This is a genomic window from Curtobacterium sp. MCPF17_046, assembly GCF_003224295.1.
Taxonomy (GTDB): Bacteria; Actinomycetota; Actinomycetes; order Actinomycetales; family Microbacteriaceae; genus Curtobacterium.
The window spans coordinates 82,408-103,863 of record NZ_QKLB01000008.1 but is presented as its reverse complement, the minus strand read 5'-3'; the positions used below and the strand labels follow the sequence as shown (position 1 = coordinate 103,863).

Annotated in this window: 19 protein-coding genes; 3 read left to right on the top strand and 16 right to left on the bottom strand. The window is 73.3% G+C overall.

Annotated elements, in window-relative coordinates:
* Positions 1-102 precede the first annotated feature (102 nt).
* The 12 genes from DEJ32_RS09310 to DEJ32_RS09255 form a co-directional block, all read right to left on the bottom strand.
* The gene (locus tag DEJ32_RS09310; RefSeq protein ID WP_110901059.1) at positions 103-1,134 is read right to left on the bottom strand and encodes a 1-phosphofructokinase family hexose kinase; all 1,032 of its coding nucleotides are present in this window, start codon (positions 1,132-1,134) and stop codon (positions 103-105) included.
* Positions 1,131-1,919 (bottom strand): DeoR/GlpR family DNA-binding transcription regulator, encoded by a 789-nt coding sequence (locus DEJ32_RS09305; protein WP_110901058.1) that lies wholly within the window; start codon positions 1,917-1,919, stop codon positions 1,131-1,133. Before DEJ32_RS09305 ends, DEJ32_RS09310 begins: the two co-directional genes overlap by 4 nt.
* Positions 1,920-2,083: 164 nt before the next feature.
* On the bottom strand, positions 2,084-3,271 hold the full coding sequence (locus DEJ32_RS09300) for an ABC transporter permease (protein WP_110901057.1): 1,188 nt from the start codon (positions 3,269-3,271) through the stop codon (positions 2,084-2,086).
* Positions 3,268-3,954, bottom strand: coding sequence for an ABC transporter ATP-binding protein (locus DEJ32_RS09295; protein WP_258368966.1), 687 nt, complete (start codon positions 3,952-3,954; stop codon positions 3,268-3,270). The genes DEJ32_RS09300 and DEJ32_RS09295 overlap by 4 nt, the downstream gene beginning before the upstream one ends.
* 182 nt (positions 3,955-4,136) lie before the next feature.
* On the bottom strand, positions 4,137-5,180 hold the full coding sequence (locus DEJ32_RS09290) for a peptidoglycan-binding protein (RefSeq protein ID WP_110901056.1): 1,044 nt from the start codon (positions 5,178-5,180) through the stop codon (positions 4,137-4,139).
* Positions 5,177-5,524, bottom strand: coding sequence for a hypothetical protein (locus DEJ32_RS09285; RefSeq protein ID WP_146234119.1), 348 nt, complete (start codon positions 5,522-5,524; stop codon positions 5,177-5,179). The genes DEJ32_RS09290 and DEJ32_RS09285 overlap by 4 nt, the downstream gene beginning before the upstream one ends.
* A 149-nt stretch (positions 5,525-5,673) precedes the next feature.
* Positions 5,674-6,189 (bottom strand): hypothetical protein, encoded by a 516-nt coding sequence (locus DEJ32_RS09280; RefSeq protein ID WP_110823373.1) that lies wholly within the window; start codon positions 6,187-6,189, stop codon positions 5,674-5,676.
* Positions 6,190-6,296: 107 nt separating this feature from the next.
* Positions 6,297-6,809: a hypothetical protein gene (locus DEJ32_RS09275; protein WP_146234118.1), complete on the bottom strand. Its 513-nt coding sequence runs from the start codon at positions 6,807-6,809 to the stop codon at positions 6,297-6,299.
* 47 nt (positions 6,810-6,856) lie between these two features.
* Entirely contained in the window at positions 6,857-8,032 is a 1,176-nt protein-coding gene (locus DEJ32_RS09270) for a HAMP domain-containing sensor histidine kinase (protein ID WP_110901055.1), read from the bottom strand.
* Complete coding sequence (locus DEJ32_RS09265; protein WP_110901054.1) at positions 8,029-8,682, bottom strand: response regulator transcription factor; 654 nt, start codon at positions 8,680-8,682, stop codon at positions 8,029-8,031. Before DEJ32_RS09265 ends, DEJ32_RS09270 begins: the two co-directional genes overlap by 4 nt.
* 42 nt (positions 8,683-8,724) lie before the next feature.
* Positions 8,725-9,252, bottom strand: coding sequence for a DUF2231 domain-containing protein (locus DEJ32_RS09260; RefSeq protein ID WP_181420632.1), 528 nt, complete (start codon positions 9,250-9,252; stop codon positions 8,725-8,727).
* A 225-nt stretch (positions 9,253-9,477) separates the two neighbouring features.
* Positions 9,478-11,646, bottom strand: coding sequence for an ATP-dependent Clp protease ATP-binding subunit (locus tag DEJ32_RS09255; RefSeq protein WP_110901052.1), 2,169 nt, complete (start codon positions 11,644-11,646; stop codon positions 9,478-9,480).
* A gap of 198 nt (positions 11,647-11,844) precedes the next feature.
* Between DEJ32_RS09255 and DEJ32_RS09250 the strand changes: the two genes are divergently transcribed.
* On the top strand, positions 11,845-13,233 hold the full coding sequence (locus DEJ32_RS09250; RefSeq protein ID WP_110901051.1) for a heparan-alpha-glucosaminide N-acetyltransferase domain-containing protein: 1,389 nt from the start codon (positions 11,845-11,847) through the stop codon (positions 13,231-13,233).
* Here DEJ32_RS09250 and DEJ32_RS09245 read toward each other — a convergent pair.
* The 4 genes from DEJ32_RS09245 to DEJ32_RS09230 all read right to left on the bottom strand — a co-directional run bounded on the left by DEJ32_RS09245 (position 13,178) and on the right by DEJ32_RS09230 (position 19,749).
* On the bottom strand, positions 13,178-14,614 hold the full coding sequence (locus tag DEJ32_RS09245; RefSeq protein ID WP_110901050.1) for an MFS transporter: 1,437 nt from the start codon (positions 14,612-14,614) through the stop codon (positions 13,178-13,180). The genes DEJ32_RS09250 and DEJ32_RS09245 overlap by 56 nt on opposite strands.
* A 105-nt stretch (positions 14,615-14,719) precedes the next feature.
* Positions 14,720-15,019 (bottom strand): twin-arginine translocase TatA/TatE family subunit, encoded by a 300-nt coding sequence (tatA, locus tag DEJ32_RS09240; RefSeq protein ID WP_110890686.1) that lies wholly within the window; start codon positions 15,017-15,019, stop codon positions 14,720-14,722.
* Positions 15,020-15,245: 226 nt separating this feature from the next.
* Positions 15,246-16,640 (bottom strand): sugar transferase, encoded by a 1,395-nt coding sequence (locus DEJ32_RS09235; RefSeq protein ID WP_181420631.1) that lies wholly within the window; start codon positions 16,638-16,640, stop codon positions 15,246-15,248.
* Between the two features lie 373 nt (positions 16,641-17,013).
* Entirely contained in the window at positions 17,014-19,749 is a 2,736-nt protein-coding gene (locus DEJ32_RS09230) for a glycoside hydrolase family 2 protein (protein ID WP_110901048.1), read from the bottom strand.
* A gap of 294 nt (positions 19,750-20,043) precedes the next feature.
* Between DEJ32_RS09230 and DEJ32_RS09225 the strand changes: the two genes are divergently transcribed.
* Positions 20,044-20,466 (top strand): pilus assembly protein CpaE, encoded by a 423-nt coding sequence (locus DEJ32_RS09225; RefSeq protein WP_110901047.1) that lies wholly within the window; start codon positions 20,044-20,046, stop codon positions 20,464-20,466.
* A gap of 83 nt (positions 20,467-20,549) precedes the next feature.
* A complete protein-coding gene (locus tag DEJ32_RS09220) occupies positions 20,550-21,383 on the top strand; it encodes an aldo/keto reductase (RefSeq protein ID WP_110890683.1) in 834 nt (277 codons plus the stop codon).
* The last annotated feature ends 73 nt before the right edge of the window (positions 21,384-21,456 follow it).

Genomic DNA, 21,456 nt, shown 5'->3' with positions numbered 1-21,456 from the left:
GCCGGGGGGCTGTGCTGGTGGGACGGGTGTGCTGGTGGGACGGTGTGCTGGTGGTGCTCCGGCGGCGGGGCGGGCCGGGAGGCGGACGACGGGCCGGGGAGGTCAGACGACGTGCGGGACGGGTTGATCGGTGGCGTGCTCCGCTGGGGAGCTGACCGCCGACGGGTCGAGGCGACGGACGACGACGGCGTCGGGATCGGTGGCGTCGAGCGCGGGGACGTCACTGCCCGGGAGGCCCGCGGCGGCTGCCCCGGTGGCGACGGCCTGGGCGAGTCGACGCTCCTGCGGAGCTCCGGCGACCTCCGCGAGCAGGTACCCGGCGAGCGCGGAGTCACCCGCTCCGACGGTCGAGCGTGCCGTGATCCGTGGTGCCGCTGCCGACCACGAGCCGGTGCCGTCGACGAGGACGGCGCCGGCGCTGCCGAGGGTGAGCAGGACGGTGCCGACGCCGCGCTCCCGGAGCCGTGCGGCTGCGGCGGCGGCGAGTCCCGGCTCCTGCTCGTACGCCTCCGGGTCGCCGCCGACGACCTCGGCGAGTTCCTCGGCGTTCGGCTTCACCAGGTCGATCCGCTCCCCCGACTGCAGCAGCGCGGTGAACGGGACGCCGGACGAGTCGACCGCGACCTTGACGTCGTCGCCGTGTCGCTGCCGGACCGCGCGGACGAGCACGGCGAGTGCGTCGTCCGGCAGCCCCGGCGGGAGGGACCCGGCGAGCACGACCCAGCGTGCGGCCGGTCCGGTCGCGGTGGGCCCGGCGGTGGTGGCGACGAGCTCCGCGAGGTCGTCGAGCCGGCCGGCGAGCGACGGGCCCGGCTCGTTGAGCTTCGTCGTCGCGCCGGTCGGCTCCGTGACCGTGACGTTCGAGCGGAGCGCGGCGCCGATCGGCAGGGCTGCGGTGGGGATCCCGCGGGTGGCGAGGCCGAGCAGCACGGGGTCGGTCTCGTCGCCGGGCAGGACCGCGACGGTGTCCCCGCCGCTCGCGACGACGACCCGCGAGACGTTGACGCCCTTGCCGCCGGGCTCGGCCGTGGACCGCACGGCTCGTTGCACGGCGCCGCGCTGGAGTTCCCCGGACAGTTCGATCGTGCGGTCGAGCGAGGGGTTCGGCGTCACGGTGACGATGCGGGCGCTCATGCGACGACCACCTCGACGTCGGCGTCGGCGAGGGCCCCGGCGAGGTCGGCCGGCGGCTCCTGATCGGTGACGAGCGTGTCGATCTCGTCGAGTCGGGCGAAGCGCATGAGAGCCTCGACGCCGTGCTTCGCCGCGTCCGCGAGGACCACGCTCCGTCGGGCGGCGAGGACGTAGGCGGCCTTCACCGCGGCCTCGTGCTCGTCGGGCGTGCTCAGGCCGAAGCCGGCGGACAGGCCGTTCGTCCCGACGAAGGCGACGTCGGGGCGGAGCGCGCCGATCTGCTCGACGGTCGCGGTGCCGACGGCGGCGCTCGTCACCCCGCGCACCCGGCCGCCGAGGAGGTGGAGCTCGACGTGTGCGCTGTGCTGGAGGACGCCCGCGATCGGGACGGAGTTCGTGATGACCGTGATCGTCGCGCCGGGGGTGGCGGGCTCCCAGCGGGCGAGCTCGGCGGCGACCGCACCGCTCGTCGTACCGGCGTCGAGCGCGATCGACCCGGTGAACGTCGGCGGGACCAGGCGCATGGCGGCCCGGGCGATCACGGTCTTCTCCGGGCCGTGCTGCCCCTCCCGCTCGGCGACGCTGAGCTCGACGAGGCTCGACCGCTCGACCGGGACCGCTCCGCCGTGCACACGGCGCAGCACCCCGGCGGTCTCGAGGGCGTCCAGGTCGCGGCGGACGGTCTCCGTGGTGACGTCGAAGTGCTCGGCGAGCCCGGCGACGGACACCCGGCCCGCGGACTGCAGGGCCGCGGCGATGGCCTCGTGCCGCTCCGTTGCGTACATGCCCGGACTCCTTCGTTCCCGTTGGTTCTGAGCACTGTACGTGCTGAACCAACACGAACGCAACCGTTCCACAGGAGAACCAACATCGCCAACGCGGAGGAAGGCACGGGACCGGTCCGTCCGACCCGGCCCCGTGCCTCCCGGCTCGGTCCTGCCCGCCCGCCTCAGGCCGCGGCGAGCGCCGACGTCGGCGGGATCCGCGCCGCCTTCGCAGCCGGCGACAGTCCCGACAGCCCGCCGATGAGCACGGTCGCCCCGAGCCCGCCGGCGACGGCCCAGAGCGGGATCGCGACCGGCCACCCCTGCCCGAGCGCGAACACGAGCGTGACGACCACGCCGATCACCACCCCCGCGACGCCGCCGAGGAACGACAGCAGCAGCGACTCGACGAGGAACTGGTCCCGGACGTCCCGTCGCCGCGCTCCCAGCGCTCGGCGGACACCGACCTCCGCCCGTCGCTCGAGCACCGTGATCACCATCGTGTTCGCGACGCCGATCCCGCCGACCAGGAGCGCCACGCCACCGATGCCGACGAGCAGCCCGGTGAACGAGTCGTCGGTCGCGTTCTTCGCCGCGAGTGCATCGGACGGGCGGGTCACCGCCACGTCCGCCGGGGACGCCGGGCTGACCGTGCGCGGGAGCTGGTCGCGGACGGCGGCGACCCGGTCGGGGTCGGCCCTGGTGTAGACCGCGGACGGATGCCCGTCCCAGCCGAGGTCGGCGGCGAGGCCACGGGGCACGAAGACCTGGTTGTCGAGGTCCTCGGCGAGCTGCAGCGGCCCGAGGACGCCGACGACCTGCACCCAGCGACCGCCGAGCCACACGCGGGTGTCCGCCGTCACGCGGTCGATGCCGAGGGCGCGTGCCGCCGTCGCGCCGAGCACGACCTGTGCCGGCGCTGCCGATCCCGGGTCGAGCCACCGGCCGGCCGCGACCGAGCCGCCGAGGACCTCGGGGACGTCCCCCTCGGCCCCGAGGACGCCGATGCCCTTCGTCTCCGCCGTCGGCACGTACGGGGTCCGGTAGACCCGCGCGTCCTCGACCTTGCCCACCCCGGCGGCCTCGAGCACGTCGTCCTGCCGCTGGACGGACTCGACGGCGGTGGCGGGCAGCGGCACCTGCTCCGCGAACGACTCCGCCTGCGTGACCGTCAGGACGTTCGTCCCGAGGGCGTCGAGGACCCGGTCGAGCGCGGCCTTGCTCGAGGACGAGATGCCCACGACCGCGATCATGGCGGCGATCCCGATCGCGATGCCGAGGGCGGAGAGCACGACGCGGGTCGGTCGGGTCCGCAGGCCGAACACCCCGAGCCGGAGCAGGTCGCCCGTGCCGAGCGTGCGGCGGGCGCTCACCGCGCGGCCTCGGTGGAGACGGCCGGGACCGCGCCGATCGCCGCTGCGAGGCGCGCTGCGTCGCTCCTGCTGTCGTCCTCGATCCGGCCGTCCCGCATGCGCACCTGTCGGGGCAGCGACGCGGCGAGTTCCAGGTCGTGCGTGATGACGAGCACCGTGGTGCCGGCGGCGTGCAGTTCGCGGAGCACACCGAGGATCGCCGCCCCCGCCACGGTGTCGAGCGCACCGGTGGGTTCGTCGGCGAGCAGCACGGTGGGCTCGCCGACGATCGCGCGGGCGATGGCGACGCGTTGCTTCTCGCCGCCCGAGAGCTGGTGCGGCCGGTGGTCGACCCGGTGCCCGAGTCCGACGCGCTCGAGCGCTGCCACCGCCCGATCGAGCCGCTCGTGCCGCGGCGTCCCCGTGTAGAGCAGTCCGTCCGCGACGTTCTCGGTCGCCGTGGCCCCCGCCTGCAGGTGGAAGTGCTGGAACACGAACCCGATGTGCTCGGCGCGGAGGGCGGAGAGCGCGTCGTCGGACAGCGACCCGACGTCCGCGCCCGCGATCGTCACCGTCCCGGTCGTGGGCCGGTCGAGCGTGCCGATGGTGTTGAGCATGGTCGACTTGCCCGACCCGGAGGGGCCGACGACGGCGACGAGCTCCCCGCGCCGGACCTCGAGCGAGACCCCGCGCAGGGCCTGCACCTCGCCGTACGACCGGGTGACGTCGGCGAGGACGAGGACGGTGCCCTCCCCCGCGGACCGCCCTGCTCCCGTGGTCGTGCCGGTCCCGGCGGTCCCGGCGGTCCCGGCGGTCCCGGCGGTCCCGGCGGTCCCGGCGGTCCCGGCGGTCCCGGCGGTGCCCACGGTCCCGGGGGTGCCGGCGGTCACGAGGGCACCACCACGCGGGTGCCCTCGGCGACGTCGCCCGTCACCGCGGCGCGGCCGTCGGCCACGAAACCGACCTCGACGGGGACGCGCCGGGTGTGACCGCCCTTCCCCACGACGTCGACGGCGTACCCGGATGAGCCGTGTGCGACCAGCGCCGACACCGGGACCGACAGGACGTTCCGCTCGGTGTGCCCGTCGGCCACGACCTGTGCGGAGGCTGCGTCGGGCAACTCCCGGTCACCGGCGTCGAACGACACCGTGACGGTGACGGTCTCCTTGCCGTCGTCCGACTCGGCCGGGACGGCGTCGACGACCTCGCCGGCCATCGCATCCCCGCCGCCGTTGACGAGCACCCGGACCGCGGTGCCGACCGCGAAGGGCTCGGCGTCACGCTGTGCGACCGTCGCCGTGACCACCCGCTTCGTGCTCGTCACCTGCAGGACGTCGCCACCGGCCGGTTGTCCGAGTCGTCCGGGCACGGACGCCACACGGACCGTCCCGTCGACGAACGCGATCTGTCCCGAGTCGATCGTGCCGGTGACCTCGAGCCCGCGGTCCCGTTGCCACGCCCGGACGGCAGCGGCGGTCCGCGGACCGAACACGTCGTCCTCGGCGACGTCGTAGCCGAGCGCCGCGAGGTTCTCGTTGAGCTGCTGGACGTCGGCGCCGTGCAGCCCTCGGGAGAGGGGCCGCCAGAGCGGGGTGGTGCCGGTGAACGCCCGGACCGGCCGCTCGTCGACGGCGTACAGCGGTTCGTCACGGTGCACGACCTGTCCGGGCCGTGGCAGCCACGTGAGCGTCCCACCGCCGGCACCCTCCACCGGGGTCGGTGCACCGTACCCGAGGGTGCCGGCGGCCGTCCGGGACTCGACGAGGTCACCGCGCGTCACCTCCGCTGTCGGCCCGTGGTGCTCGGCGACGTGCTCGGCGGCCTCGGTCGAGGGTGCGGCGACGAGTGCCCACGTGGCGGTCCCTGCTCCGAGGGCGGCCACCAGGCAGACGGCCGTGGTCACGGTCCTGGCCCTGCGAGTCATGCTCATCGCCCGGCCTCCGTCCCCACGGCGCCGTACACCTCAGCGTCGCAGTCCTCCGCGACGCGGTCGAACGCGTCGGTGTCCGACGGCTTCCACCGGCGCTGGTCCTCCGTCCCGTCCGGGTAGTCCGGGAACCCGCCGTCCCGGATGCAGGCCGCCGCCTTCCTCCTCAGCGCGTCCCAGCCGGGTACCGGCTGGGCAGCGGGTGCGTCGGCGGCACCGCCGGAGCAGGCGTCCAGATCGGCGACCCAGCGGTCTGCGTCGACCCCCGGCGGGACGCTCACGCGGGCTCGGGAGCCCCCGCTCTCGGCGAACTGCGAGTCGTCCACGTCGTGGCCGCGGTCCCGCATGCACGCCCCCACCTCTGCGGCTGACGCAGTGGATGCCGAGGGTGTGCCGGTGGCCGGAGGACGGGACTCGTCGTCGGGCGCCGACGAGCACCCGGTGAGCAGCGCCGGCACGAGCAAGGAGGCGAGCACGGCTCGCGCGTCGATCCGCATCAGCCGACCTCCTGCGTCTGCGTGTCCGGTGCGTACTGCTGCATGCACTTCTGCGCCAGTTCCTGGAACGCCGGCTCGCGGGCGGGCGGGTACCCGTCCGGGTCGAAGGAGATGCCACCGTCCGACCCGTCCTCCGGGAAGTCCGGGTACTCCTCGCGGACGCACGAGGCGACCTGCTGGTACTGGCGCACCCACTTGTCCTGCTCTGCCGAGTCGGCGCGGTGCACACCCAGGTCCTCCGCACACTCGTCGGCCGCGCTGTGGAAGCGTTCCTGGTCGACACCCGCGGGCGAGAGGATCGTCCCGGAGCTGACCTGGTCGTCGCTCGGGTCCTCGATGTCGAACCCGGCGGAGCGCATGCAGTCACCCCACTGGGCTCCGATGCCCGTGCTCGCGTGGGTCGGTCCGGCGGTGGGGTCCGTCGCGCCCGAGCATGCCGTGACGCCGGTCGTCAGCCCGAGGGCGAGCAGACCGGCGAGGAAGAGTCGTGTGCGTGGTCTCGTGGTCGTCGTCATGCCTCCAGCACAGCGGCCCAGGCGTTGCCGCAGCGGTACCGCCGAGGTCACATCGACGCAACACCGTTCCGTGCCGACAGCCCGCCGGAGGGCGTCGTCGACGCGCCTCATCCGACGCTCTGCGTCTTCGTGTCGGGCGAGTACTTCCTCGTGCACTCGTCGGCCCGCTGCTGGAACGCCGGGTCACCGGCGGGCGGGTACTCCTCGCGGTCCCACTCGATCACGCCGGGCCGCTGCTCCGGGAAGTCCGGGTACGCGTCACGGATGCAGGACGCGACCTGGTCGTACTCGCGGATCCACTTCTCCTTCGAGGCGGAGTCGGCCCCGTGCACGCCGAGGTCCTCCGCACACTGGTCGGCCGCGGACCGGAAGCGGTCCTGGTCGACGCCGGACGGCGACGTGATGGTCCCGGAGCGGATCTGGTCGTCGCTCGGGTCCTCGACGGAGAACCCCGCGGAGCGCATGCACGCGCCCCATCGGGACCCGAGGCCGGCGTCGGCGTCCGCGGTCCCGGCAGCGGAACTCGGCGCCCCGGTACAGGCGGACAGGCCGGCGGCCAACCCGAGGGCGAGCAGACCGGCGAGGAGTGGTGGGGAGGATGATCTCGGTGTCGTCGTCATGCTCCGAGCAGAGCGGTCGGCACGTTGCGGCAGCGGTACCGCCGAGGTCACACCGACGAAACACCGATGCGCACCACGAGTCCACCGCGGTCCCGCGGGTCGACGGCGAGGACCCACCCGTGCGCGCGCACCACGGCCGCCACGATGGACAGCCCGAGCCCGCTGTGCCGCCGACCGGTGGTCGTCCTCGGCGGCTCGGCGGTCGTCCCGCCCCGCCGGAACGGCTCGGTCAACCGGGCGACCTCCGTTGCACGGACCTCCGGCCCGTCGTTCTCGACGAGCACCCCGGCAGCGTCGACCGTCACCCGGACGCTCCCGCCCGGCACGTTGTACTCGATCGCGTTGTCGACGAGGTTCCGCAGCGCCTGCCGCAGGAGCACCGGCTCACCCTGCACCGGGGGCACCCGCCCTGGAGGCCCGCCCTCCGTCCGGCAGGTCAGCGTCAGGCCGGCGGTCTCCGCCCGGGCGCGGTGTTCCGCGGCCACATCGTCCACGAGCGCCACCAGGTCGACCGCCACGGTCCGCCCGTCCAGACCCCGGTCCGCCTCGGCGAGGACGAGCAACGACTCGACGAGGTGCTCGGTCCGCCGGTTCTGCTCGAGCAGCTCCTCCCGCGTGCGGGCCACGTCGGCCGGTCCGGCGTCGTCCGGCAACCCGATCTGGAGGGCCGCGCGCTGCACGGCGAGCGGCGTCCGGAGCTCGTGCGACGCCTGCGCGACGAACCGCCGCTGGCTCGCGAAGGCGTCCTCGAGCCGGTCGAGCAGGTCGTCGATCGTGTGCGCGAGCCGCCGGAGTTCGTCGTCCGGGCCGTCGAGCGCGATCCGCTCGTGCAGGGTCGACGCCGAGATCCGGCGGGCGGTCGCGGTGATGCGGTCCACGGGCGCGAGCATCCGCCGGCTCACCGCCCACCCGATCCCACCGGCGAGGACGCCCGCGCCGGTCACCCCGAGCACGGACCACTGCCACTGCAGCCCGGCGACGACCGCCACCACCTGCACGCCACCGCTGCCGTCCAGGGTGACCGCTGTCGCAGGACCGCTGTCCGGGCGGACCGCGGGGACACCGTCGACATGCTCGGCGCCGGGCTGCCGATCGAGCACCGCACGCTGCAGCGAGGCCTGCGACCCGAGGTTGACGACGGCGACGGTGCCGGCCGCGAGCGCCATCGCCGTCAGCGCGAACGCGAGGGCCGTCCGCGCCCGGATGCTCCACGTCCGCGTCACAGCGCGTAACCCCGCCCGGGGACGGTCGTGATCGGATCGGGGTCGCCGAGCTTCCGCCGGAGCTTCGACATCGTCACCCGCACCGCCGTGGTGAACGGGTCGACGTTCATGTCCCAGACCTTCTCGAGCAGCTCCTCTGCGGGAACGACCCGACCGTCCGCGCGCAGCAGTTCCTCGAGGACGCCGAGCTCCTTGCTCGTCAGGTCGAGCGGTCGGCCGTCCCGGGTGGCCATCCGCCGGTTCGTGTCGACCACGATCCCGCCGCGTTCGAGCACGGGCGCGACGGGCGCGAGGCAGCGCCGACCGAGGGCACGGACCCGGGCGACGAGTTCCGGGTACTCGAACGGCTTCGTCAGGTAGTCGTCGGCGCCGATCTCCAGGCCCTGGACCCGGTCGGCCAGCGACGTCGCCGCCGTGAGCATGAGGATCCTGGTGAGCGAGCCCCGCGCTGCCAACCGACGCGCGACCGCATCGCCGTGCAGGCCCGGGACGTCCCGGTCGAGCACGACGACGTCGTAGTCGTTGACGGCGAGGAGCTCGTCGGCGGTGTCGCCGCGGTACGCGACGTCGACGGCCATGTCCTGCCGCTGCAACCCCCTCGCGACGAGGTCGGCCAGCGCCGTTTCGTCGTCCACCACCAACACACGCACCGGAACATGATGTACCAGTACGGTATGCGGTGGCTGGGAGTCCTACGCGTCGAAGGGGACCTCACCCGAGGTGCTGACGCCGCCACGCTGCCGGTAGGACAGGTGCCCACCGAGGTACCCGCCGACCGAGACGGTCGCGAGTCCGATGAACCCCAGCGTCCGCCCGGCTGCGTGGTTGCCGCGCTTCCGCTGCAGCCACGAGAGGCCGTAGAACGTGATGCCGACCCAGTTCACCGCCTGGTGCACCCAACCCGTGCGCAGCTGCTCGCGGTTCATCTCCGACCAGTCGGTGTAGCCGGCGACGCTCGCGCTCCCGGCCGAGGCGACGCCGAGCCCGACGAGGGTCTTCGCGGCGTTCTCGTTGCCCTTCCCGCCGACGAGGTCGAGGACGGCCGCGGAGATCCAGGCACCGAGCGGCACCTGCACCATGAGCGGGTGGATCGGGTGCCCGAACGGCACCCCGTGCAGGATCTGCCGGAGCGCCCGCGGTCGGATGAGGGCGTTGACGACCTTGCGGTCCAGGTCGACGGCCTTGTCGAGCACACTCGCCTGCTCAATGGAATCGGTCACGCGTCGCAGTGCTGCAATCTCCGGCATGCCGCCGACGGTAGACCGCCGTCGGGGATCGGGTTCACAGCACGCCGCCACTGTCCGCCAGGCGACACCGACGACGGCCGGCACCGCAGGACGGGAGGCCCGGCACTGGTCCCTGGGACCGGCACCGGGCCTCCCGTCCGTCACCGCGCGGCCGTCACGCCCGCGCCCGCCGTGGTGCCGTGGTGTGGGCCGGGCCGGTCACTCCTCGACCAGCTCGCCGACCTCGAACGGTTCGACGGTGAGCTGCTCGCCACCAGGCGAGACGTCGACGCGGACGGTGTCGCCGTCTCGGACGTCGCCGGCGAGGATGGCGCGAGCGAGCTGGTCGTCGATCTGCCGCTGCATGAGCCGGCGGAGGGGCCGAGCGCCGTAGGCCGGGTCGTACCCGCCCTCGGCGAGCCAGGTGCGGGCGTCCGGCGTCACGGCGAGCTCGAGGCGGCGACCGGACAGTCGACGCGCGAGTCGGTCGACGTAGAGCGAGACGATCTGGCTGAGGTCGTCCGGGGTGAGCGCCTGGAAGACGACCATGTCGTCGAGCCGGTTGAGGAACTCCGGACGGAACGCCTGCTGCACCAGTTCGCGGACCGCCGCCTCACGCTGCTCGGCGGAGAGCGCCGGGTCGGTGAGGAACTGTGACCCGAGGTTCGACGTCAGCACGAGGATCGTGTTCCGGAAGTCGACCGTGCGGCCCTGCCCGTCGGTGAGCCGGCCGTCGTCGAGGACCTGGAGCAGGACGTCGAACACCTCGGGGTGCGCCTTCTCGATCTCGTCGAGCAGGATCACCGAGTACGGCCGACGGCGGACGGCCTCGGTGAGCTGCCCGCCGGCCTCGTAGCCGACGTACCCGGGCGGGGCGCCGATGAGCCGCGCGACCGAGTGCTTCTCGCCGTACTCGCTCATGTCGATGCGGACGAGGGCCTTCTCGTCGTCGAACAGGAACTCGGCGAGCGCCTTCGCGAGCTCGGTCTTGCCGACGCCGGTGGGGCCGAGGAACAGGAACGAGCCGGTCGGACGGTCCGGGTCGGAGATGCCGGCGCGGGTCCGACGGACCGCTTCCGACACGGCCGACACGGCGGTCCGCTGCCCGATGATCCGACGACCGAGTTCGCTCTCCAGGTGCAGGAGCTTCTCGGTCTCGCCCTGCAGCAGGCGCCCGACGGGGATGCCGGTCCACTGCGCGATGACGGCGGCGATGTCCTCGTCGGTGACGCTGTCGTTCACCATGCGGTCGGTGGACCCGGCCTGCTCGGCTGCGGCGAGTTCGGCCTCGATGCGGGGCTTCTCGCCGTACTCCAGGCGGGACACGGTCTCGTAGTCGGCTTCCCGCTGGGCACGCTGCGACCGCATGTTGAGGTCGTCGAGCTGCTGCTTCAGCTCACCGATCCGGTTCAGGGTGGCGCGCTCGGCCTGCCACCGCGCCTCCAGTCCGGCGAGCAGCTCGCCGCGGGTGCGGAGTTCGTCCCGCAGGGTCTCGAGCCGGGCCTTCGAGGCGTCGTCCTTCTCCTGCTTGAGCGCGAACTCCTCGACGCGCAGCCGGTCGACGGTGCGCTTGAGCTCGTCGATCTCGACGGGGCTGGAGTCGATCTCCATCCGCAGTCGGCTCGCCGCCTCGTCGATGAGGTCGATCGCCTTGTCCGGCAGCTGACGGCCGGAGATGTACCGGTCGGACAGCGCCGACGCAGCCACGAGGGCGGAGTCGTTGATCGTCACCTTGTGGTGCGCCTCGTAGCGCTCCTTGAGTCCGCGGAGGATCGCGACGGTGTCCTCGACGCTCGGCTCCCCGACGTACACCTGCTGGAAGCGTCGCTCGAGGGCGGCGTCCTTCTCGATGTACTCGCGGTACTCGTCGAGCGTCGTCGCCCCGATGAGCCGGAGCTCGCCGCGCGCCAGCATCGGCTTGAGCATGTTCGACGCGGCGACGGACCCCTCGCCGCCGCCTGCGCCCATGAGCGTGTGCAGCTCGTCGATGAACGTGATGACCTGCCCGTCGGAGTCGTCGATCTCCTTGAGCACGGCCTTGAGCCGCTCCTCGAACTCGCCGCGGTACTTCGCACCGGCGATGAGGGCGGACATGTCGAGCGAGACGAGCCGCTTGTCCTTGAGCGAGTCGGCGACGTCACCGGCGACGATGCGCTGCGCGAGCCCCTCGACGACGGCGGTCTTGCCGACGCCGGGCTCGCCGATGAGCACCGGGTTGTTCTTCGTGCGGCGGGTGAGCACCTGCGACACCCGCCGGATCTCGGCGTCCCGCCCGATCACCGGGTCGAGCTTGCCGCTCCGCGCGATCGCCGTGAGGTCGACGCCGTACTGCTGGAGGGCGGTCTTCTGCTTCTCCTGCGAGTCAGGAGCGCCCTGGAGGTTCGCCATGCGTTCCGTCCTTCCGTTGCGTTGCCGTGTGGTCGGCCGGCGACCGCCAGCCGGACCGGAGTCCTCGGACCGTCCGGCGCGGGGCCGATCCCGTCAGCGCCTTCCTGAGTCCACTTGACTCAAGTTTACGGCGGGCGACGGCATTCCCGCCACCTGCGGGCAACTCCGACGAAACACCCCGCGCGCTGTGCTGGGGACATGACCACCTCGACAGCTCGCCGGACCCCGGGTCCGCTCGCGTCCCTCCGCCGCTCCACCCGCCGATCCCCCGGCCGGTCCCCGGGCCCGGTCGCAGGCCCATCCGCCGACCGGCCGTCCGCCGACGGGCCGTCCGCCGGGCCGGCCCCGGCGTCGAGTGCGCGACCGTCCCGGCTGGACGGCCTCGACCTCGCCCGCGGTCTGGCCGTGCTCGGCATGGTCGTGGCGCACCTCGGTCCACCGCACCCCGACTTCGACTGGGCCCGGCCGGACACCTGGGCGGCGGTGGTCGACGGGCGCTCGGCGGTCCTCTTCGCCCTCTGCGCCGGCGTCTCGCTCACGCTGATGACCCGACCTCGGCCGGCGTCGGACCCGTCGGACCCGTCGGACCCGTCGAACCCATCGGCACCGGAGGGCCTCGTGGTGCACCGACGGCGGGTGCTCGTGCGCGCGGTCGCCCTGTTCGTCCTCGGCTCCCTCCTGACCGTCCTCGACACCCCGGTCCAGGTCATCCTGCCCACGTACGCGGTGTGCTTCGTGGCGACGATCCCGCTCCTGCGGGCCCGCACCCGCACGGTCGCGGGGGTCGCGGCCGCAGCGCTCGTGACGGGGCCGGTCTGCACCGCGGTCGGCCGGTCGGTGCTGCACGACGCCAGCGACCCACTCGTGCACGGCGTCCTGCTCGGTGCCTACCCGGGCATCACCTGGTGGGGCGTCGTCCTCGTCGGGCTCGTGGTCGGACGGCTCCCGCTCCGGCGGATCCGGGTGCACCTGCTCCTGCTCGCCGCCGGCATCGCCGCCGGGGTGGTCGGCTACGGCGGCGGTGTCCTCGTCCGGGCGGCCCTGGGACTCCCACCCGGCGACACGAGCGCGAGCGGGTCGACGTCCACCGGCTCCGGTACGGCCGGCGCGGGTTCCGCCGGGGCCGGGTCGGCGGGGACCAGCCCGGCCGACGCCGGACCACACCTCGTCCCACAGGGTGGCGGCACGGTCGAGCACCCCGGTGTCGACTGGGCCGGGTTGACCTCGGTGCAGCCGCACGCCGGGTCGACGCCGGAGCTGCTCGGCGCACTCGGCGTCGCGCTCGCGGTCCTCGCGCTCAGCCTCCTCACCGCACGTCGCGCCGGCGTCCTCCTCGCCCCGGTGCGTGCCGTCGGGGCACTCGCCCTGACCGTCTACGCCGCCCACATCGTCGTGTACGCCGCACTCGACGCAACCGGTGACGGACACTGGCACACCGGGTGGACGGCGACCCTCCTGGTGGTCGTCGGCGCCGGTCTGGTGGCGACCCCGTGGCGGCGGTGGATCGGCACCGGGCCGCTCGAAGGGCTGGTCAGGCGGACGAGTCGGAGTCTCGACGGTCCGGGTCCACGATCCCGACCGCACTGACGACGGCTCCGGCCAGCAGCAGCACCGCCATCACGACCATCGCCCGGTGCAGGCCGGCGACGCCGATCTCGCCGCCCAGGACGACCCCGGCGAGCGCCACCGTCACGAGGCCCGCGATGCGCGCCACGGCGTTGTTCACGGCCGACCCCGCACCCGCCTGGGGCTGCGGGACGGAGCCGAGGACGGCGCTCGTCAACGGGGTCACCATCGTCGCGATGCCGGCACCGACGAGGACCAATCCCGGCAGGACCGACCACCAGTACCCGGCCGGGTCGTCGCCGGCGAGGAGCATGAGCAGCGCACCGACCGCGGCGATCGCCGGCCCGGCCGTCATGAACCACCGCGGTCCGAACCGACCGGCCAGCGCACCGACCGTGGTGGACAGCGCGAGGAGCATCAGCGTCGGCGGCAGCGTCGCGAGGCCCGCCACCCACGCCGGGAAACCCCAGACCTCCTGGAGGAACAGCGTGACGACGAAGAAGACCATCCCGAGTGCGCCGTAGATCGAGAGCGTCGCGAGGTTCCCGACGGTGAAGTTCCGCGCCCGGAAGAGCCCGAGCGGGACGAGCGGCGCCCCGGACGTCCGGGTCACCCGGAGCTCCCACGGCACGAACGCCCCGAGCGCGACCCCGCCGATGACCAGCGCGCCGACGACCACGGGCGAGCCCCACCCGAGCCGCTCCTGCTCGATGAGCCCGAGCACGACGCCACCGACCCCGACGACCGCCAGCACCGCGCCGACGACGTCCACCCGCGCGTGCGGGCCGCCGCGCACCTCGGACCCGATGCGGCGGACGAGCGGGATCATCACCACGATCGGCACCGCGGTCAGCACGAAGATCCAGCGCCACCCGATGCCGTCCACGACGAGCCCGCCGACGACGGGGCCGAGGATCATCGCTGCGCTCGACCAGGCCGTCCACGTCCCGATCGCCTTCGCCTGGGCTGCCCCGCGGTAGGCGGCGACGATCAGCGCGAGCGCACTCGGGGTGACCAGCGCTCCACCGACCCCCTGCACCGCGCGCGCGACGACGAGCACCTCGCCGCTCGGTGCAGCGGCGCACAGGACCGAGGCGACGCCGAACACGACGAGACCCCACGTGATGATGCGGACCCGGCCGAAGAGGTCGGAAAGCGACCCGGCGACCAGGACCAGCGACCCCAGCGTGACGAGGTAGGCGTCCACCGTCCACTGCTGGACGACGAGGCCACCGCCGAGCTCGGTCCGGATCGCGGGGAGTGCGACGTTCACGACGCTGGAGTCGAGCCCCACGACGAAGGACGCGAGGACCGCGACCACGAGCACCAGGCGTCGGTCGTCGTGGAGGGGGGCCGTGCCTCCCGGCCGGTCGGCGGCTGCGGCTGGGGCGCTGGTCGTCATGAGGCCATCATGCGCCCGGTCGCGCCGTGCAACGGCGACAGCCCCCGTGCTGGTGCACGAGGGCTGTCGTCGGTCCCGGGGCCGGGATGCCGATGGGTCGGCGGTCTAGAGGGAGCGGGAGTCGCTGTTCGGCTGCGTGGACGGGCCGGGGTTCACGACCGGCTCCTGGACGCCGTTGCTGCTCGGGTACTGCGCCGTCGGCTGCTGGACGGGTGCGGCGTTCGCGGTCCCATCGGTCGAGGCGGCGCCGGTCTTCTTGCCGTCGTCGGTCCCCATCTCCTTCTTGAAGACGTTGATCGACTGGCCGAGGCCCTTCGCGAGCGCCGGGAGCTTCGTCGCACCGAACAACAGCAGCACGATGCCGAGGATGATCACCAGGTGGATTCCGGTGAGGCCTTGCAACATGTCGACTCCTTCGGTACTGGAACTGGCCGCCGTCCGACCAGTGTCCCTGGTCGTCCCGTCCGGTCACCGTCGACCGGTCCGGCGGTGTCCCGCTGTCCCACCATCGTAACTCGCACCGCGTGAGAAGCCCAGGCGAGGAGCCCGATGGTCACCGTTCGTCCAGGGACGGCCGAGCAGAGGGTGCCCCGCGCCTCCTCGGCTCACGCCTCTGCCCCGGCGATCGGCTTCAGTAGGCGCCGCGCGACCGCAGCACCGACGGGATGGTCCGGGCCAGGATGACGACGTCGTGCAGGAAGGACCAGTTCTCGACGTAGTACTGGTCGAGCCGCACACCCTCGGCCCAGTCGAGGTCCGAACGGCCGCTCACCTGCCAGAGCCCCGTGATGCCCGGCGTCACGAGGAGGCGACGGTCGTCGAAGTCCCGGTACCGCTCGACCTCGCTCGGCAGCGCCGGACGTGGTCCGACCAGGCTCATCGTCCCGACGAGCACGTTCCACAGCTGGGGCAGCTCGTCGAGGGAAGTCCGGCGGAGGAACCGCCCCACCCGGGTCACACGCGGGTCGTCGTGCAGCTTGAAGAGCGGCCCGGCGCCGTCGTTGCGCGTCCGGAGGTCGGCGAGACGCTGCTCGGCGTCCACGCACATGGTGCGGAACTTGCAGATGGAGAACGGCGCACCACCGCGGCCGACGCGGGTCTGCCGGAACAGGACGGGACCCCCGTCGTCGACCCGGATCGCCAGCGCGACCAGGCCGAACACCGGGGCGAGGAGCACGATCCCGAGCGCCGCGCCCGCCAGGTCGAACGCCCGCTTGCCCGCGCGACGGGAGTAGTCGGGCATCTCGACGTGCATGAGCGGCAACCCGTCGACGGGGCGTTCGTGCACCCGGGCGGACGTGACGTCGGCGAGCGGCGAGGACACGACGAGCTCGATCCCGTCCGCCTCGAGCTGCCAGCCGAGCCGACGGATGCGCTCCCGTCCGCCGGGCACGGCCCCGGCCACGAGCACGGCCGCCACCCGCCGGCGCCGAGCGACGTCGAGCACGTCGTCGATGCCGCCGATGACCGGGACCGTGGTGTCACCGAGTCCGATCGCCCGCCCTGCTGGGAGGCAGTCGGTGAGCAGCCCGACGACCCGGTAGCCCGCCGCGGGGGTGGCCACCAGGCGCCGCCCCACGTACCGGACGTCGTCAGCGTCACCGACGACCAACACGTCGACCAGCCCCACACCCCGGGACCGTCGCCGCGCGAGCACCGTCCGGACCGCCTTGCGTCCGGCGGCGACGAGCCCGAGGCCGACCGGGAACGCGACCGCGACGTACCCGCGTGCCAGGTCGATGCCCACTGCGTAGGCGACGACGGCGACCGTCGCTCCGGTGACCAGGCTCGCGGTGAGGACACGTCGGTACTCCTCGTTGCCGAACCCGACCACGCGCGGGTCACGCGAACGCGCCGCGCCGAGCATCGCGTGCCAGAGCACGACGACGACCGGGGCGACGGTGAACTCGAGCAGCCCGGCATCGGGCCGCGGCAGTGGCGACTCCCACGGGAACCGGGTCACGTGGGCGACGAGGAACGCGACGGCGAGGAACAGCAGGTCCAGCACGACGAGCGTCCCGCGCACCCGGGTCCCGCACAGCGGTCGTGGCGACGAGCCCGTCGGAACGTCGGGCGCCGTCGTGCTGCTGGGCAGCGTCGTCCCCGTGGCGGGCGCAGAGGTTCCGGCGGGCGCAGACGTTCCGGCGGGCGCAGAGGTTCCGGCGGGCGCAGACGTTCCGGTGGACGCGGTCCTCCGGCCGGGCTCCGTCGTCGTCACGGGCACGTGCGACCGGTCCTCGGTCACGTCGACGGGATCGGGGACGTCCCGGCACGACCGATCGGTGTGTGTCGACGGACGCCGGACGGGACCAGGCGCAAGCGACATGTGGGCTCCTGATCAGGCGAGGGGCGTGCGGATACGCAGAGGCGGTCTCCCGCTCTCACCCGGCCATGGTACATCAATCCAGTATGTCGGATGCCTCCAGCAGGACCCGGTCGAGCGTCAGCAGCGCCGGCTCACTCGTCAGGGCCGCGATGTCCGCCTCCCCGACGCCGGTCAGGCGGTACCGCACGCGCTCCCCCGGCAGCAGCGTCATGAACCCGCGGTCGACCGTGCCCGTCGCGGCCACCCGGTCCGGCTGCACGAGCAGGTCGCGGACGAGGGAGTCGGCCTCGACGACGAGGTCGAGCCCGTCGCCCTCCGGCGTCGCCGAGAACGTCGCCCGGTACCGCGCGGGCTGCCAGCGCATCTCCCGGTCCGGTGCCGGCGTCCACACGGCCCGGCGCCAGTCCATGTCCGCGACGACGACCTCGTCCCGGGCGTCGTCCACGACACCGACGCTCGCGGGCAGCCGCACGACGGCGACCCCCGGACGGTCGAGCACGACGGGCAGGGTCTCCTCCGCCAGGATCCGTCCGGACAGGTCGATCCGGCGGACCCGGATGACGGTGTCGAGCCCGGTGCGGGCGGAGCGGACCGCGACCTCGACCGGCGAGGCGTCGGAGGCCCGCGACGGGTCGTCACGCCCGTCGTCGCCGGGGACGGTGCCGGACCCGGCCGAGTCGGTGACCGGCAGGGACGCGGTGCGCGGAGCCGGGCCTCCCGTCCGGTCGTCGACCTCGGTGGGCACCGCGCGGACGGCGGTGTCCACGGTCGACACCGGGCGGATCGCGACGAGGACGTCGTCGTAGAGCCGGCGGAGCTCGTGCGCGAGCGGTTTGCGGCGACCGGCTGAGTCGATCGCGGACCACGACGAGACCGGCCACAGGTCGTTGAGCTGCCAGACCACGACGCCCGTGTTGCGGGGCCAGTGCGTCCGCCAGTGCTCGACGCCGGTCGCGATCGCGCGGGCCTGCTGGAGCTGGGTCAGGTAGTGCCAGCGGTCGAGGTCGTCCCCGGCGCTGCCGAACCGCGGTTCGATCCCCCGCGCGAGCTTCGCCATCCCGTCGGCGGCCTTCTGGTGGTGCACCACCCCGGGGGACGTCGGCGTCATCGGCTCGTCGGTCACCGCGTCGCGGAGCGTGCGCCAGGCCGGCGGCGCCTGCCACCCGAACTCGGAGACGAACCGGGGCACCGAGTCGCGGTAGTGGTCGTCGGACACCCGGTTCCAGACGTCCCACGAGTGGTGCGTCTCGTGGTCGACGTGGTTCGGCTCGATCGACTCGGACCCCGACCACGGCGACGCCACCGTGTAGAAGCGGGACGGGTCGACCGCGTCGACGATCGTCGGCAGCAGGTCGAGGTAGTAGCCGAGGCCCCACGGGCGGTCGCCGAGCTCGTCCCCCCAGCCGTCGACGTCGTGCAGCCAGATGTTCTCGTTGTTGCCGTTCCACACCACGAGGGACGGGTGCCGCGACAGCCGGGCGACGTTGTCCTGCGCCTCGGCGATGACCTCGCCGCGCAGCGGTTCGTCCTCCGGGTACGCGGCGCACGCGAAGGGGAAGTCCTGCCAGACGAGCAGACCGCGCTCGTCGCACAGCTCGTAGAAGTCGTGCGACTCGTAGACCCCGCCACCCCAGACGCGGACGAGGTTCGCGCGCAGGTCGACCGCCGCGTCGAGCCGGGCGGCGTACCGCGCTCGGTCGACCCGCGACACGATGACGTCGTCGGGGATCCAGTTCACGCCGCGGACGTCGATGACGGTGCCGTTGACGACGACCTCGAACGGGCGACCGGCGGAGTCGAGCGCCGTCCGCACCCCGGCGGACCGGAACCCGGTGCGGAACGAGCGCCGGTCGAGCACCGCGCCGTCGACGGTCTGCAGCTCCACGACCACGTCGTGGAGGGCCTGCTCGCCGTACCCGCGCGGCCACCACAGCGCCGCGTCCGGGACACGGACCGTGACGACCGCACCGTCCTCCTTCGGGGTGACCTGGGCGCGGGACCGCTGCTTGGTCGTCCGCCCGTCGACCGTGGGACCCGAGACGGTCACGACGAGCACGAGGTCGTCGTCCTCGCCGTCCAGGTCGAGGTCGCCGGTGCTCGTGCCGTGGAGCGTCGGGCCGGAGCGCTCGAGGGCGATGTGGGTGTCGAGCACGCCCTCACCGGCCTCGACGTCGACGAGGGGCCGGATGTCGGCGAGACGGGCGGTCGACCACCGCTCGATCGCGACCGGTCGCCACGGTCCGCTCGTGACCGCGGTCAGCCCCCAGTCCCACCCGAAGTTCGACGCCATCTTCCGCACGTACGGGAACGGCTCGTCGTACGGGCCGGGCATGCTGCCCGCGCGCGCGGCGACGCGCTCGGCCTCGCGGTAGGGCGACTCGAACGCGATCTCGAGTTCCTTGCCGTCGACCGGACCCGACGTCTCGACCTGCCGGAGGTCGAACCGGTAGCGCCGGTGCATGTTCCGCGTGGTCGCGATCGGGACTCCGTCGAGGGACAGCTCGGCCACGGTGTCCAGGCCGTCGCAGACGAGGTCGACCCGTTCGTGGCCGCGGGGGTCGACGTCGAGCTGCCGTCGGTACGCCCAGTCCGACTGCCCGACCCACTGCGTCCGGGTCTCGTTGCGGTCGAAGGTGGGATCGGGCAGCAGCCCGGCACGCTCCAGGTCGGTGTGCACCTGTCCGGGCACGGTCGCCGGCAACGTGACACCGCGGACGCCGGTCGGCAGGTCGGCAGCGACGCCGGAGGCGCCGTCCTCGACGAGCGACACGGTCCAACCGTCGCGGAGTTCCTCACGGTCGAGGGTCATACGGGTCCTTTGCTGAGCGGGCCGGTCGGCCCTGCGGTTCGGGACGCCGGCCCTCGGCCCGCCCCGTGGTCGGTGGTCCGACCGGGAGGCGCGGCACCGGTGGCCGGGCGTCGTCGCGTCGCGCGCGCGTCACGACGGGCGTGACGCGCGGGTGCGTCGCGATGGTAGTACGACCGCCCGACGAGTTCTCCGGAGGGCCGTCCTGCCGTCCCGGGAGCGCGGCCTCGCGGGTCCGGTCCGCAACCTGGTCGTGCGCTCGGTGCCGGCCGGTCCGGTGCGTGCCAGTGTGGGCGCATGATCACCGTGGAACTCGCCCGTGCCCTCCGCACCGCGGGACTCCGCTGGCACCCGGACACCGGCGACCGGTTCGTCATCGACAAGCCGGGGGTCTACGAGGACGTGTACACCGTCTCCGAGATGACGGTCGAGCGGCACGACCACCCCACGGGCGTCGAACTCGGCTTCAACGGCACGACCGAGTGGGCGCTCGACTCGGTCGCCGCGGCCGACTCCCTGTGGCTGCCGCGCGAGGACCAACTGCGGGACCTGCTCGGGCCGGCGTTCGTCGGACTGACGCGGCTGGTCGGCCAGGACGACCAGGTGCTGTGGACGGTCACCGCCCGCATCGCCGGCACCGACCGGACCTTCGCCTCGGCCGACCCGGCGGTGGCCTACGGCGAGGCGCTCGCCGCGTACATCGCGGCCGCACTCGCCTGACCCACCCGGACCGGCGGGAGGGGGACACGCCCGCCTGACCGTCCCCGGGAAGCCGTGCGCGACGTCGGGAGTTGGATCGACGCATGACCACCGTTCCGAACATCACGCTCAACGACGGACGCACGATCCCGCAGCTCGGCTTCGGCGTCTTCCAGATCGACCCCGCCGAGACGAAGGCCGCAACCCTCACGGCGCTCGAGGTCGGCTACCGCCACATCGACACCGCCGAGATGTACGGCAACGAGAAGGAGGTCGGTGAGGCGATCGCCGAGTCGGGCATCCCCCGCGAGGAGGTCTTCGTCACCTCGAAGCTCAACAACGGCTTCCACGCCCCGGAAGCAGCAGCCGAGAACGGCAAGAAGTCGGCCGACCTGCTCGGTGGCTACACGGACCTCTTCCTCATCCACTGGCCGCTCCCGACCGTGAGCGACTTCGTCCCGACCTGGAAGGCGCTCGAGGAGCTCTACCACGCCGGCACCGCGCGCTCGATCGGCGTCAGCAACTTCCAGGCGCACCACCTGAACCGTCTCGCTGCCGAGACCACGATCACGCCGGCCGTGAACCAGATCGAGGTGCACCCGTACCTCGTGCAGGACGAGCTCCGCGCGTACGGCTCGGAGCACGGCATCGCGACCGAGGCCTGGTCCCCGATCGCCCAGGGTCTCGTGCTCGACGACGAGACGATCACCCGCATCGCCCGCAGCACGGGCAAGACCCCGGCCCAGGTCGTCCTCCGCTGGCACATCCAGCGCGGCGACATCGTCTTCCCGAAGTCGGTGACCCGCTCGCGCGTCGAGGAGAACTTCCAGATCTTCGACTTCGAGCTCTCGGACGAGGACATGACGGACATCACGACGCTCGACAAGGGCCACCGCACCGGCCCCGACCCGGACACGTTCGACTACGTCCCCGCGTAGTCCACGCTCCCACGAGGAAAGCCCCGGCCATCTGGTCGGGGCTTTCCTCGTTCTGGTGGAGGAACCTCATCAT